Source organism: Corynebacterium singulare, assembly GCF_000833575.1.
Classification (GTDB): Bacteria; Actinomycetota; Actinomycetes; order Mycobacteriales; family Mycobacteriaceae; genus Corynebacterium; species Corynebacterium singulare.
In genome coordinates, this window is record NZ_CP010827.1 from 2,645,416 (window position 1) to 2,659,038 (window position 13,623).

Sequence of the window (13,623 nt, forward strand, 5' to 3'; positions counted from 1 at the left end):
GGGTTAGCTATGCTGCTTGGATCAGTGTAGTTGATGTGAGTGCTTCGAAATCATTGGGGGCTAGAAGGTTGCACCAGGAGTGCCGTCTGCGGGTGTTGTAGCGCATGCACCATCGAAAGACTTCTTGGCGACAGCTTATTGGGCTGTCGAAGACTTTCCGATCACGTAGCACTTCACGTTTTAAGGTGGCGTTAAATGACTCTGCCAGGGCATTATCGGCACGCGTTCCCACCGCGCCCATGGATTGGCGCACACCAATTTGGGCGCAGTGGTCCCTAAACGCTTGTGAGGTGTACACGCTGCCGTGATCGGAATGGAAAATTGCCCCGTCAAGGCTTCCGCGGACTTTGCTGGCATGGGACAACGCCTCGATGACCAGAGATACCCGCATGTGATCGGCTAGAGCATGACCGACGAGCTTGCGTGAGTAGGCGTCAATGACCGTGGCAAGGTACATGTTCTTGCCTCCCTTACACGGCAGGTAGGTGATGTCGCCTACATAGACGTGGTTCGGCTCTTCAGCGGTGAATTTGCGGCCTACTAGATCTGGCATGACACGGTGACCAGGTTAGCGCTTGGTGGTGATGTATCAACGCTGTTTGGTAAATCCTTTTAACCCCATGGATTTCATGATGCGTGCAACCTTCTTATGGTTGATCGGAGTAAGCTCCGTATCGTCGTTGAGGCTTGCAGCGATGCGTTTGGCACCATAAAGCCCGTGCTCATCATCGAAGATGGTCTTGATTTTTGCACCAATAAGGGCATCGGAGCATATCTTTAACCTGCGATTTTCGCGGGTGCTGACCCATTTATAAAACGAAGAGCGATTGATCTTTAACACATGGAACATCCGTGTGAGCCGAGTATTCGGTTCGGTGGTCATAGACAAACTGGAAGCGGATTACCAGCGTGTCTCTTCGGCAAAATACTTAGCGGCCTTGCGCAGAATATCGCGTTCTTCGCGCAGTTTAGAGACTTCTTTTTCTAGCTGGCGGATTCGCTCAGACTCAGTCGTCACCTGGGCGTGATCGTGCACGGCTTTTGTGCGAGCACGTTTGCCGGTGCCGTAGCGCTTAAGCCAGGAGAAAAGGGAGGAACGATTGACTCCAAGCTCTGCTGAAGCCGCGTGAAGTGAGAGGTCCTCATTGTTTTCGTAGAGGGCCACAGCATCACGTTTGAACTGTTCGGAGTACCTAGGCATGGTGGTAGATTACCTTTCTTCCCAACCCAACCGGGCTGGATATCAGGTGTCTACCAAAAAGGGGTCCGGTCCCCACGTGTCCACGATTTGCGGGCAATCCCAAACAAACTAAACAACTCAAACGTCATCTTGACCAACCTGGAGGTGACCACAGTGAACAACACCAGCTAACCGCCTGACCTCAAACACAGAACTGAATACCGAGCCGAAAGCTAAACGGCTACACCACTACACGGGACTTGACCGTCCAAGCAGCAAATTACCGACAAAGGGCTCCTTCACGAAAAGCTCCAAGATTTCTGGAGGCTTTTACTGTATACCTCCAATTGCTTCCGAATTGGGACCTTAGAAGATTCAGACATTGACGGTAGCATCCTCCGAGATGGGCTCGATGCCCAGACGGTTGAGCATGTAGTGCACGCGGGCACCCAGGTCATCGGCCAGCTCACGGGTTTCCTCAACGGTCTTAGCACGGGAAATATCCCAGATCTTAATATCCTTGCCGGCCTCATCACGCGGAATGTCGCGGCCCAGGTACACGATGTAATCCGGGATCGTCAGCAGGCGCAAGTCCTCAAGGTAACGATGCGGGTGCTCGGCTATGCCGCGCTCCTGGAGGACGTGAGCCATGTGGGAATCGGCCTCGTTCTCGGGGTGAGTAACGGCGGCATCAACAAGCAAGGCGCTGCCGGCGTACTTCTTCGTCAGCGCTACAGCGGCCTGGGCCAGGGCGTTATCGTTGCCGGCCGCAAAGCGGACGTGGATGCGGTGGTTACCAAAGTGCTCACGCACCTCGCGCTCCACCATGACGGGGACGAACTCATCGAGAGTCGCGTTAGCTTCGTGGCGCTCAATGGCGGCATCCAGGAAGGAGTTAATTTCCTCAGCGCTGCATTGGTGGCCATAATCGGCAAGCAGATCTTGACGCAGGGTGTCGAACCGGCGGGCATTCGGGAAAGTCATATTATCCTCACTTTCAGTTCGCCTATTGTTAACCTGGAGTTAACTTTACTCACTTGCGGCCATGACCTCAAGTTTTAATTTCCATCGCTCATAATTGAAGTCGGCGACGATCTTTTGGACCCCAGAAAGGCCAAAGGCCTGCCGGGTGTTCCGGCAGGCCTTCTTTGCTTGCTGTTTTCTCTTATCGGGAATCCGCGTTGCCCGAGACCGAAGTTTAAGGTGCTCCTCGAGCCGTTCTGGAGACATCTTCCACATACTCCGGTCCGCTTTCCGACGTCGCGCCATGCCGTCACCCTCTTCATGTCCATCAAGTCACGTCGCGATTAAGCCATCGCGACACCGGAATCTACCAAGGTTACACCTTCTAATGTCCGAAACCGTGACGGTTAGTCGCGGCAGCTATTTCCCTTTGCCTCTTTTTCTACGCTCGCGACGCTCCATCTGCTTGCGGCGAGCAAGTTCCTCCCGGTCAGCCCTGGCGCGAGCTTCTTCCTCCTGGCACCGCTTCTCCTTCCTACCAGGGCCATCATACAAAGTAATGCCAATGCCAACTAGAGCGACAATGGGATAGAACCACATCAACGGGTCGTCACCCAGCAGCGCCGTGGTGGTGAACATTAAAAAACAAACGCCAAATATTGCAAGCGAAACTTTCTGCCAGAGTTTCATTATTTTCCTCTCCTTTTTCAGCCCAAACAGAACCGAAGACCACTTATTCTTTGCGCCATCTTACGGCAAAAACTTTGCGTTAAAATCGTCCGCCAGGCAGAAGGCTCACAGTACTCTCCAATCTTGACAGGAAACCTATAAGGTGATCCATAACACTCCCGTTAGGGGCTTTTACGCATATCAACGCCTATTTTTTAACATCCGGCACGCCAAGCAGAAGATGCACCAAGTGGATTAACCCCCCGTTTTAGGGTGGCCAATTCCGATGACACTCACAGGATTTTTTATGCATTTTTGGTGGTCAACGGGGCAAAGGCCGAACAGTACGAACATACCGTTTATTTTTACAGTTAAAGAAATATTTTATTTTGAGTATGGTTCGAGTCATGGCAAATAACACGATGACGGCAGGAGTAAGCACTCCGCCGCACCCCTCCCTAGCAAGTAATCCCGTTAAACCCTTCTCGCACGGCAAGGCCGTCGCTATCCTCCTCCTCGGTACGATGTTCCTCTCCGGAACCCCTCTGTGGGTCAAGGGCTCCAACATGGACCCCGCCACCCAGGCGTTCCTCCGCGTTTCCATCGGCTTCCTCTTGCTGCTCCCCTTCGGCATCGTCGAGATGCGCAAGAAGATGGTCCTCCCGAAGAAGGGCATTATGTTCTCCTGCATCGCAGGCCTCTTCCTCGGCCTTGACTTCACCAACTGGAACTTCTCCATCTTCCTTATTGGTTCCGGTGTGGCCGCCATTCTGCTTAACCTGCAGGTCGTTATCGTCCCGATTCTGACCACCATCTTCGACAAGTACAAGCTGCCGAAGTCCTTCATTGTTATTTTGCCGCTCATGATCGTCGGTGTGCTTTTCACCGGTGGCGTCTTCGAGCCGGCCGCCGAGCTTGCTGGCCCCGCTGAAATCAGCGGCATCAAGACCTCCGTTCTGGGTACCGCTTGCGGTCTAACCTCCGGTATCTGCTACTCCTTCTACCTCTACTTCTCTCGTAAGGCTGGCGTTACTGCTCCGCGTAATGACATCTACGTGCAGCCAATGATGTTCACCATGCTGGCTCAGTGTGTTGTCCCGACCATCATCATGATCATCGGCAATGGCTTCAACATCACCACCGGTGTCTTGGTTGAAGATGCCAACGGCCAGATGGTTCTGCCGGAGCTGCCTGAGGGCGTCGGCCTCTTCGAGGCCGTCTCCCAGGGTGACCCGATTGACGGTGGCAACTGGGTCCACCTCATCTCCCTCATCGTCCTGGGCCAGGCCATGGCATGGACCTTCGTCCAGATGGGTACCGTTTGGCTCGAGCCGGTTCTCTCCGCCGGTATCCTGCTGCTCTCCCCGGTGACCTCCGTCATCATCGCATGGCCACTGTTCGGCGAAATCCCGTCCTGGCTGCAGTGGCTCGGTGTGGTCATCATTCTGGGCTGTGTCATGTTCCAGAACGGAATGTTCGACCCTCTCCTTGGAAAGAAGAAAAAGGAAGAACCTGTAGTCGCTGAGACTGTCAATGAGGCAGCTGGGCCGGCTCACTAAGTAACCCGAGCGGGTCAGCGGAGCTCAACCGTTGGCCCGCTTCAGGCCCTTTCGGGGGCCATAAAAGACAATTTCATAGCACCATTCTTGGCCTTCAGGCACACTAGGGGAGAGACAATCCCCCACATAGTCCCCCACGTTCGATAAGGAGTCGACATGCATCTTACCAACCGCGAAATGGAAAAACTTGCCATCGTCGTTGCATCGGATCTTGCCCACAAGCGTAAGGAGCGCGGCGTAAAGCTCAACCACCCGGAGTCGGTTGCGTACATCACCGGTGAGCTCCTGGAAGGCGCTCGCGATGGAAAGACCGTCGCCGAGCTCATGAGCGAAGGTGTTTCCTACCTGACTCGTGATGACGTCATGGAGGGTGTCCCGGAAATGATTTCCGATGTACAGGTTGAGGCCACCTTCCCCGATGGAACGAAGCTGGTCACCGTCCACAACCCGATCCGCTAATTCCGCACCTCCCACCACCCTCAACGCTACATATATATAAGGAGTAAAGATGATTCCTGGAGAGCTCTTCGTCGCCGAGACCGGCCCCATCACCCTCAATGAAGGTCGCGAGTCCATCACCCTCGAGGTCACCAACAAGGGTGACCGCCCCGTGCAGGTTGGCTCCCACTTCCACTTCGCCGAGGCTAACTCTGCCCTCGACTTCGACCGCGAAGCAGCCATGGGCAAGCGCCTCGACATTCCGGCTGGTACCGCTGTTCGTCTCGAGCCCGGTGATTCCCGCAGCGTCAACCTCATTGACTACGTGGGCAAGCGCGAAATCCACGGCTTCAACAGCAAGGTCAACGGCAAGCTGGACTAGTTTCCAGCACGCCCCACATCCACCGACACTGCACATCAGCACTCATTCTTAATTAAAGGAGCATTCTCATGGCTTTTGAAATGGAGCGCCGCAACTACGCCGAGCTTCACGGTCCCACTACCGGTGACGGCGTCCGCCTCGCTGACACCAACCTCATTGCCCGCGTCGAATACGACAAGACCAAGTACGGCGAAGAGGTTTCCTTCGGTGGCGGCAAGGTCATCCGTGACGGCATGGGCCAGAACTCCCGCGTCACCGGCCACGAGGTCATCCCAGATCTGGTCATCACCAACACGATGATCATCGACTACACCGGCATCTACGTTGCTGACCTGGCTATCAAGGACGGCAAGATCCTCAAGATTGGTAACGCCGGCAACCCGGATATCCAGGATGACGTCGACATTGTTGTCGGCATCGGCACCGAGGTCATTGGCGGCGAAGGCAAGATCGTCACCGCTGGTGCCATCGATACCCACGTCCACATGGTTTCCTACGACCAGGCTGACACCGCTCTGGACAACGGCATCACCACCCTCATCGGCGGCGGCGTTGCGAATACCGACTCCACCAACGCCACCACCGTATCCTCCGGTGCTTACAACATCCGCAACATGATCCGCGCAACCTCCAAGTGGCCGGTCAACGTTGGCTTCCTGGGCAAGGGCCACTCCTCCAACCCGGATCAGCTGCGCGTGCAGATTAAGGCTGGTGCCATCGGTCTGAAGATCCACGAGGACTGGGGCGCAACCTACAACGCCATCGACGTCGCCCTCGATGTTGCTGACGAGATGGACGTCCAGGTCGCCATCCACACCGATACCTTGAACGAGGGCGGCATGGTGGACAACACCATCGCTGCTATCGGTGACCGCGTCATCCACACCTTCCACACCGAGGGTGCTGGCGGTGGCCACGCTCCGGATATCCTCCGGGTCGCTGGCTACCCGAACGTCCTGCCGGCGTCGACGAACCCGACCCTGCCGTACACCAAGAACACCATCGACGAGCACCTCGACATGATTATGGTGTGCCACCACCTCAACCCGGACCTCCCAGAGGATGTGGCATTCGCCGATTCCCGTATCCGCAAGGAAACCATTGCCGCGGAGGACGTCCTCCACGACATGGGTGTTCTGTCCATCACCTCCTCCGACTCCCAGGCCATGGGCCGCGTCGGTGAGACCGTAACCCGCACCTGGCAGGTTGCTGACCGCATGAAGACTCAGCGCGGCCCGCTGGATGGTGACACTGAGGACAACGACAACAACCGCATCAAGCGCTACGTTGCCAAGTACACCATCAACCCGGCTATCGCTGCCGGTGTTTCTCACGCTATCGGTTCCGTTGAGGAAGGCAAGATTGCTGACCTCGTCATCTGGGACCCGGCCTTCTTCGGTGTGAAGCCGAGCATCGTCCTCAAGTCCGGCTACATCGCCCGCACCCTCATGGGTGACTCCAACGCGTCCATCCCGACCCCGCAGCCGCGCACCATGCGCACCAACTTCGGTGCTACGGGACACCTGGTTGACCGCACCGCTGTCACCTTCGTGCCGACCGCCGCGCTTGAGACCGACATCCGCCGCGAGCTGGGCATCGAGCGCAGCCTGGTTGAGGCCAAGAACATGCGCAACATCTCCAAGAAGGACATGAAGCTCAACGATGCCACCCCGGAGATCAAGGTGGACCCGGAGACCTACGTCCTCACCGTTGACGGCGAGGAAATCACCTCCGAGCCTGCTGAGGTCCTCCCGATGGCACAGCGCTACTTCCTCTTCTAGTAGCCGGTCACCATCGGCACCGTTGGCCATACGGAACAGGGACGACGCTGTCTAACAGCCACCTCCCTGTTCCGTATGGCCTCTTACTTTTCATGAAAGGAATCTAGTTGGTTATCAATCAAATCAACGAGAACCTCTGGGATACCCCAGAAAGCGAGCGCGCGGGACTCGAGATCGATACCGTATCGTTCGACAATGAGAGCCGTACCAAACGCGTGCAGCGCCTCAAGTCCGCGAAGGGCACCGAGCTGGCATTGAAGTTGGAACCGGGCTTTCGCGAGCTTTACGACGGCGACGTGCTCCACAAAGACGGAAACTCCGTCATCATCGCCAGGATTGAGCCCACCGAGGTCATCATCATCAAGCCGCGCTCGATCCTCGAGGCCCTCTCCGTTGCCCACGGCTTGGGCAACCGCCACCTGCAGGCGCAGTTCTTCGGTGAGGACAGCCCCTTCGGCGCTGAAGTGATGGTTGTTCGCCAGGACCACACTGTCGAGCACTTCCTTGACCACGCCGAGGTGCCGTACTCCAAGGACGCGCACGTCATGCCGGAGGCTTTCCGCCATGCAGAACATACCCACTAATCGCCGCGCAGAGCTGGTGATTTGGCACCTCACCGACTCTGCTCTGCCGACGGGTGGCTTTGCCCACTCGGCGGGTCTGGAAAGCTACATCGCGGAGAATGAGGTGCACGACGCCGCGACCTTCACGCACTGGCTCGAAGGCTACCTGCACCAGGCCAGCTTCAATGAGGCACTCGCCCTGCGTTTGGCGCTGGAGCTGTACAACAGTGACGAGCCTGTCGACGCCAAACTCGACCACCTCGCCGAGCTCGACGCGTTGGTACACGCCTGCCAGACCCCGCTGGAGGTGCGCAATTCCATGAATTCAATGGGCAAGCGCTGGTCCCGCGTGGCCGCCATCGTGGCTGACGACGACCCACTGGTCCTGGCTTACCGCGACAAGCTCAACGCACGTGAGCTCGCCGGAAACCCGGGTATCGCTGCGGGCCTCGTGCTTGCAGCGACCGGTCTGCCGGCCGAGGAGGCCGTGCGCGCGTACCTCATGCAGATGGCTAACTCCATGACGCAGAACGCCATCCGCGCCATCCCGCTGGGCCAGGATGCTGGCCAGCGCGTGCTGGTGGATTCTTATCACGTTGTGGAAGAAGCCGCGGCCCGGACGATGTTGAACACTATTGCAGACCTCGGCGTGGTCGCTCCTAGGCTGGAAGTAGCCCAGATGGCCCACGAGAGCCTGCGCTCCCGAATGTTCATGTCTTAAAAGACGTAGACCATTCACACAGAGTCATTTTTTAAGAAAGGATTTACCATGGCAGTAATCAAGATTGGCGTTGGCGGACCGGTTGGTTCCGGTAAGACCGCCCTCATCGAGCGCATCACCCGCGCCCTCGACGGTGAGATTTCGATGGCCGCAATCACCAACGATATTTACACCACCGAGGACGCCAAGATCCTCGCCCGCGACGGCATCCTGGCCGAGGACCGCATCATCGGTGTGGAGACCGGCGGCTGCCCGCACACCGCCATTCGTGAGGACACCTCCATGAATGACACCGCCTTCGAGGAGCTCGTAGCACGCCACCCGGACCTGGAGCTCGTCTTCGTCGAGTCCGGCGGCGATAACCTCTCCGCTACCTTCTCCCCGGAGCTCGTTGATTTCTCCATCTACATCATTGACGTGGCCCAGGGTGAGAAGATCCCGCGCAAGGCTGGCCAGGGCATGATCAAGTCTGATCTCTTCATCATTAACAAGACCGACTTGGCTCCGCACGTTGGCGCTGACCTGCAGGTCATGGCTGATGATTCCAAGGTCTTCCGCGGTGAGAAGCCGTTCGTGCTCACCAACCTCAAGACCGATGAGGGCCTGGATGAGGTCATCAACTGGATTCGTCACGACGTCCTGATGCATGACTTGGCCGAGTAAATGTGGACGCTACCCGAAGGAATCTTTGAACACACTCCCCCGCGCGAGCCGAACGGTGAACTCGACTTCACCGTGGGCTTAAGCGGCGGAAAGTCGATTGCCACCTCCCAGTATCACTACGCGGCACTCAAGCTCATTCGTGCGCACTACCTAGATGATTCTGGGCAGGTGTACTACACCATCGTCAACCCCGGTGGCGGCTACGTCGGTGGCGATGCCTACCGCATTGCTCTTAACGTCGAGGAGAACGCCAGCGTGCTCCTCACCGACCAGTCGGCCGCGAAGGTGTACCGCACCCCGGATGACTACGTAGTGCAAAATATCGACTTCTCCGTCGCCCGCGGCGCCGTGTTGGAGTACATCCCAGATCAGATGATCCTGTACCGCGACGCTGATTTCCGGCAGAAGATTACGGCTGACGTGGACCCGGAAGGTTCACTGTTCATGTCCGACATCATCACGCCGGGTTGGTCACCGGATGGTGGGCAATTCCTCTACAATCAAGCTTTCCTACGCAACGAGGTCCGCGTAGGTTCTCGCCCCGTGCTCGTGGACAACCTGCGAGTAAACCCGCTTTCTGCCGAGTTTGGCAAGGAGCAGGATTTCTACATGGGCGGCCGCACGCACATTTCCACCATCATCTGCGTCTCCCCTGAGGTCACCGAGGACGTCCTCGATGCAGTCAGGGCTATCGTCGCCAAGCACCAGGGCGGCACTGCCGACATCACCGCTGCCCTCTCTGCCACGCAGTGCCCGGGCTTCGTCGTCCGCGCGCTGGGCAACCGTACTGAGGAACTCATGGCCCTCATCACGGATGTGGCGAACCACTTGCGACGCGAATTCCGAGGTCAGCCTGACCTCAAGATGCGCAAGTACTAATCCTCCACACTGGGGTCTGGGTCTGCGTGCCCGGACCCCATCCAGTGGAGCAACTCGTGGATTCGGGGGTCCACGATGGTATAGCGGATGCTCCTGCCCTCTCGGGCGGAGTGTACCGTTCCCATGTGTTCCATCGCCCGCAGCGCTGCAGAGGCGGTTGGAACACGTACCCCCGTACTTTCCGCCAATTCCGTCACCGTTGCTTTGTAGGGGCCTGCGAAGTGAATGGCGCACAGGAGCTTGAGACGGGTCGGATCACCCAGCGTCTTAAACGTTGGGGCCCACTCATCGGCACCCATAAGGTGGTGATCCAAACCCGCCATCACAATCTTCCTTGTTTTCTTCGGCCTAGTGGCCGCGCTCCTGCTCCAAGGCCTTACCCTCGTTCCAGAACGGTGCCAGCTTGTTATCAAACATGCTCAGCGCAGAGGCAATAGCCATGTGCATGTCCAGGTACTGGTAGGTACCCAGGCGGCCACCAAACAGCACCTTGTTTTCGCGGGCTTCCGCAGCAGCGAGCTTGCGGTACGCCTCCAGCTTGGAGCGGTCCTCCGGCGTGTTGATGGGGTAGTACGGCTCATCGCCCTTTTCGGCGAAGCGCGAGTACTCCTTCATAATCACCGTCTTGTCCTTGGGGTAGGAGTCGGCGCGTTCCGGGTGGAAGTGACGGAACTCGTGGATGCGGGTGTAGTCCACGTCGGCGTCGTTGTAGTTCATCACCGGGGTGCCCTGGAAGTCACCGGTGTCGAGCACCTCCAGGTCGAAGTCGAGGGTGCGCCAGCCCAGCTCACCCTCGGCAAAGTCGAAGTAACGGTCCAGCGGGCCGGTGTAGACCACCGGGGCATCCGGGGACTCAGAGCGCAGCTCATCTCGAACCTCAAACCAATCAGTATTGAGACGCACCTCAATGTTCTCGTGCGCTGCCATATTCTCCAGCCACGCGGCGTAGCCGTCGACAGGCAGGCCCTCATAGGTGTCATTGAAGTAGCGGTTGTTAAAGGTGTAGCGCACCGGCAGGCGGGTGATGTTGCCGGCCGGCAGCTCCTTCGGGTCCGTCTGCCACTGCTTGGCCGTGTAATCGCGAATGAAAGCCTCATAGAGCGGGCGGCCAATGAGCGCGATGGCCTTCTCTTCCAGATTCTGTGCCTCATCTACCGCGAACTCGCCTGCCTGCTCCTTGATGAGCTCGCGCGCCTCATCCGGGGAGTAGTAGCGGCCGAAGAACTGGTTAATCAGGCCCAAGCCCATGGGGAACTGGTAGGCCGTGCCGTCGTGCATGGCAAAGACGCGGTGCTGGTAGTCGGTAAAAGAAGTGAACTGGTTGCAGTACTCCCACACGCGCTTGTTCGAGGTGTGGAAGAGGTGTGCACCGTACTTGTGGACCTCGATGCCGGTCTCCGGCTCAGCCTCGGAGTAGGCGTTACCGCCCAAGTGCTCGCGGCGCTCGACGATGAGCACCTTCTTGCCCAGCTGGGACGCTGCGCGCTCGGCGACGGTCAAGCCAAAAAATCCGGATCCAACAACGATGAGGTCATATGCAGTCATAGCCACCAGCTTAAGGCAGCACCGCAGCCGGTGCGGCTGATGGCGGGTACGCGCGTGTCACACCTTCCTCCCCACACACAACTGCCGTAACATGTGCCCCGTTAGTTAACTTTTTGCGCTCTTTTTAACCTGCAGTCAGCCCCTAGGGAGTAACCGTGCACCTGAAACGTCGTCTTGTTGCCACGAAATCTCGGTGGTCCACGCCGATTATCGCAGCGGTCACGTCGATCGCCGTGGTCTCCACCGCGGCCCTCGGCGGGCACACCATTCTTCAGACCCAGGAGGCTGGCAGCGGCCCCATCGAAGTCGCCTCACACTCCGAATCCTTCGGTTCAGGCGAAACGGTTGTGGTCGATGACCCCGCCATCGCCTCCCAAGGTGAAGGTTCGGGCCCGCGCGCGGTGAAGCAGTTCCACCGCGATGAGACCTTCTCCTCCTTCGCCGTGACGTGGAAAGGCTCGCGCGATGTCGCCGCCTTCGTCCGAGCAAAGCAGCCGGATGGGTCGTGGTCCGAGTGGTACGACATGGATGCGATGTCCGATTCCAACGATGATCCTTCGGCCACCAACGGCACCGAGCTCATCTTTGTGGGCGATACCAATGATGTGCAGGTTTCCATGAGCAATGTTGACTTGGTGACGGGGTCTAACCTCGATGAATCCTTCACGGAGACGGAAGTTGAGGATGACGCCGCGCTTGCCGACGCCTCCCCCACCGATCTCGCCCCCTCCCTCGCCGCCGCCAATGCTGCTGCGGAACGCTCCGCGAACCCGCAGCCGGCGCCGGTTGCCTACAACGTGGGTGAGATTGCACCGGTAGCAGAAGTGGCAGATACCTCGGCTGAGCCTGCTGACGTAGAAGGTCTCGAGGCTGTCTTCATGGACGGCAATGCCCAGGAGGGCGAGGTCATCGAGCCGACTGCCGATACCGACGGCATGCCCCGCGTGGTGTCTCGTGCGGGTTGGGGCGCTGATGAGAGCATTCGCTGCAAGGGGGCGGACTACGACGATGGCGTGAAGGCCATTGCGCTGCACCACACAGCAGGTTCCAACAATTACACCCGGGCGCAGGCGGCGGCTCAGGTCCGCGCCACATATCAGTACCACGCACAGAATCTGGGCTGGTGCGATATCGGCTATAACGCGCTGGTGGATAAGTACGGCACGATTTATGAGGGCCGCTATGGTGGGCTCGACGAGGCCGTACAGGGCGCACATATCGGTGGTTTCAACGAGAACACCTGGGGCATCTCGATGATTGGTAACTACGAGATTGTGCCGCCCACCGCAGCGTTGCTGGAGTCCGTCACGGACCTTGCTGGGTGGAAGGCCGCGATTTCCGGTGTCGATCCGGAATCCACTGTGCAGCTGCGCTCCGGAGGCTTCAACGGCTCGAAGTACCCGGCGGGCACCTACGCTTCGGTCTACGGCTTCTTCGGACACAGTGACGTGCATGCCACTGCCTGCCCGGGCCAGTACACCATCGCTCGCTGGCCACAGATTCGCGCGGCGGCGCACAGGAAGTATGCCGCTATTAAGTCCGGCACCTCGACGTCGACGGACTGGACCGATGACTACGAGGATTCCACAAGCACGCAGTCCACAACTGCTGCTGCCACGGCCACCGAGACTGTGACGGCTACTCCGCGCCCGAGCAACCCACAGCCGCAGGAACCGATGTCTTCGGTGGGTGATTCCGAGATCCCGGTCAGCACCGTCACCGCTCTCGTCGGCCTGGCGGCTACGGTCTTCGGCATCATGTACAGCCGCTCCGATCAGCAGATTGACATGGACCAAAAGGTCGGCGGGCTGCCGGTCGAGCAGATTCCAGGCATCGTGACGAAGGTCCTGTCCTTGAGTAAGAACGAGGGCCTCAAGGACACCTGGACTGCGGTGCTCAATAACTTCGGTCCGGTCTTGGGCTTGGCCGTCGGCGGCCCGGATGAGACGTCGGGCATCATCTCGCAGCTCTTCCAGAACGGCGTAGTCCTCTACTCCGAGGAGACTGGCGCCCACGCACTGGTGGGCCAGATTGCCAAGGAGTGGGCAACGGGTGCCAACGCCACCAAGCTGGGCTTGCCAACCTCCGACGAGGTCCTCACTGGCAACGGCAAGGAAGTCCGCGTTCACTTCCAGGGCGGTTCCATCGTCTACAACCCGGCCACTGAGCAGATTCAGGTCTTCACGGACTAAACCGTGCCGTTAAGCGGGCCCCTGTATGTGGGATCGCCGATGTCGCGGATGCCTCGTGGGGCGTCCGCGTCGGCGGTGTTGCTGTGGG

The 13,623-nt window shown here is 58.4% G+C and carries 14 protein-coding genes and 1 pseudogene; 9 read left to right on the forward strand and 6 right to left on the reverse strand.

Annotated features, from left to right (window positions below):
* Positions 1 to 7: 7 nt before the first annotated feature.
* The 4 genes and pseudogenes from CSING_RS12085 to CSING_RS12105 all read right to left on the reverse strand — a co-directional run bounded on the left by CSING_RS12085 (position 8) and on the right by CSING_RS12105 (position 2,833).
* Positions 8 to 1,201 (reverse strand): annotated as a pseudogene (locus CSING_RS12085) (IS3 family transposase).
* 354 nt (positions 1,202 to 1,555) lie between these two features.
* Entirely contained in the window at positions 1,556 to 2,164 is a 609-nt protein-coding gene (locus CSING_RS12095; RefSeq protein ID WP_042532654.1) for a three-helix bundle dimerization domain-containing protein, read from the reverse strand.
* 45 nt (positions 2,165 to 2,209) lie between these two features.
* A complete protein-coding gene (locus tag CSING_RS14110) occupies positions 2,210 to 2,449 on the reverse strand; it encodes a hypothetical protein (protein ID WP_042532656.1) in 240 nt (79 codons plus the stop codon).
* Positions 2,450 to 2,563: 114 nt separating this feature from the next.
* A complete protein-coding gene (locus tag CSING_RS12105; protein ID WP_042532657.1) occupies positions 2,564 to 2,833 on the reverse strand; it encodes a hypothetical protein in 270 nt (89 codons plus the stop codon).
* Between the two features lie 401 nt (positions 2,834 to 3,234).
* Here CSING_RS12105 and CSING_RS12110 point away from each other — a divergent pair, with 401 nt between their 5' ends.
* From CSING_RS12110 to CSING_RS12145, 8 genes are all read left to right on the forward strand, one after another.
* Complete coding sequence (locus CSING_RS12110) at positions 3,235 to 4,371, forward strand: DMT family transporter (RefSeq protein ID WP_042533471.1); 1,137 nt, start codon at positions 3,235 to 3,237, stop codon at positions 4,369 to 4,371.
* 156 nt (positions 4,372 to 4,527) lie between these two features.
* Positions 4,528 to 4,830: an urease subunit gamma gene (locus CSING_RS12115; protein WP_042532659.1), complete on the forward strand. Its 303-nt coding sequence runs from the start codon at positions 4,528 to 4,530 to the stop codon at positions 4,828 to 4,830.
* Between the two features lie 49 nt (positions 4,831 to 4,879).
* Positions 4,880 to 5,191 (forward strand): urease subunit beta, encoded by a 312-nt coding sequence (locus tag CSING_RS12120; RefSeq protein WP_042532662.1) that lies wholly within the window; start codon positions 4,880 to 4,882, stop codon positions 5,189 to 5,191.
* Positions 5,192 to 5,259: 68 nt separating this feature from the next.
* Positions 5,260 to 6,972: an urease subunit alpha gene (gene ureC, locus CSING_RS12125; protein ID WP_042532664.1), complete on the forward strand. Its 1,713-nt coding sequence runs from the start codon at positions 5,260 to 5,262 to the stop codon at positions 6,970 to 6,972.
* A 107-nt stretch (positions 6,973 to 7,079) separates the two neighbouring features.
* Positions 7,080 to 7,556, forward strand: coding sequence for an urease accessory protein UreE (locus CSING_RS12130; RefSeq protein ID WP_042532667.1), 477 nt, complete (start codon positions 7,080 to 7,082; stop codon positions 7,554 to 7,556).
* Positions 7,537 to 8,256: an urease accessory protein UreF gene (locus CSING_RS12135; protein WP_042532669.1), complete on the forward strand. Its 720-nt coding sequence runs from the start codon at positions 7,537 to 7,539 to the stop codon at positions 8,254 to 8,256. The genes CSING_RS12130 and CSING_RS12135 overlap by 20 nt, the downstream gene beginning before the upstream one ends.
* A gap of 48 nt (positions 8,257 to 8,304) precedes the next feature.
* Positions 8,305 to 8,919, forward strand: a complete 615-nt coding sequence (ureG, locus tag CSING_RS12140) for an urease accessory protein UreG (protein WP_042532671.1) — start codon at positions 8,305 to 8,307, stop codon at positions 8,917 to 8,919.
* Entirely contained in the window at positions 8,920 to 9,798 is an 879-nt protein-coding gene (locus CSING_RS12145) for an urease accessory protein UreD (protein WP_042532673.1), read from the forward strand. It begins immediately after the preceding gene.
* Here the strand turns inward: CSING_RS12145 and CSING_RS12150 are convergent.
* Together CSING_RS12150 and glf are read right to left on the reverse strand one after the other, a co-directional pair.
* Positions 9,795 to 10,121: an ArsR/SmtB family transcription factor gene (locus CSING_RS12150; RefSeq protein WP_042532675.1), complete on the reverse strand. Its 327-nt coding sequence runs from the start codon at positions 10,119 to 10,121 to the stop codon at positions 9,795 to 9,797. The genes CSING_RS12145 and CSING_RS12150 overlap by 4 nt on opposite strands.
* 25 nt (positions 10,122 to 10,146) lie before the next feature.
* Positions 10,147 to 11,343 carry a UDP-galactopyranose mutase gene (gene glf, locus CSING_RS12155; protein ID WP_042532677.1) on the reverse strand — a complete coding sequence of 399 codons (1,197 nt, stop codon included), beginning with the start codon at positions 11,341 to 11,343 and terminating at the stop codon, positions 10,147 to 10,149.
* Between the two features lie 155 nt (positions 11,344 to 11,498).
* On the opposite strand from glf, the gene CSING_RS12160 reads away from it, so the two are divergent.
* Positions 11,499 to 13,535 (forward strand): N-acetylmuramoyl-L-alanine amidase, encoded by a 2,037-nt coding sequence (locus CSING_RS12160; protein ID WP_052471431.1) that lies wholly within the window; start codon positions 11,499 to 11,501, stop codon positions 13,533 to 13,535.
* Positions 13,536 to 13,623 lie beyond the last annotated feature (88 nt).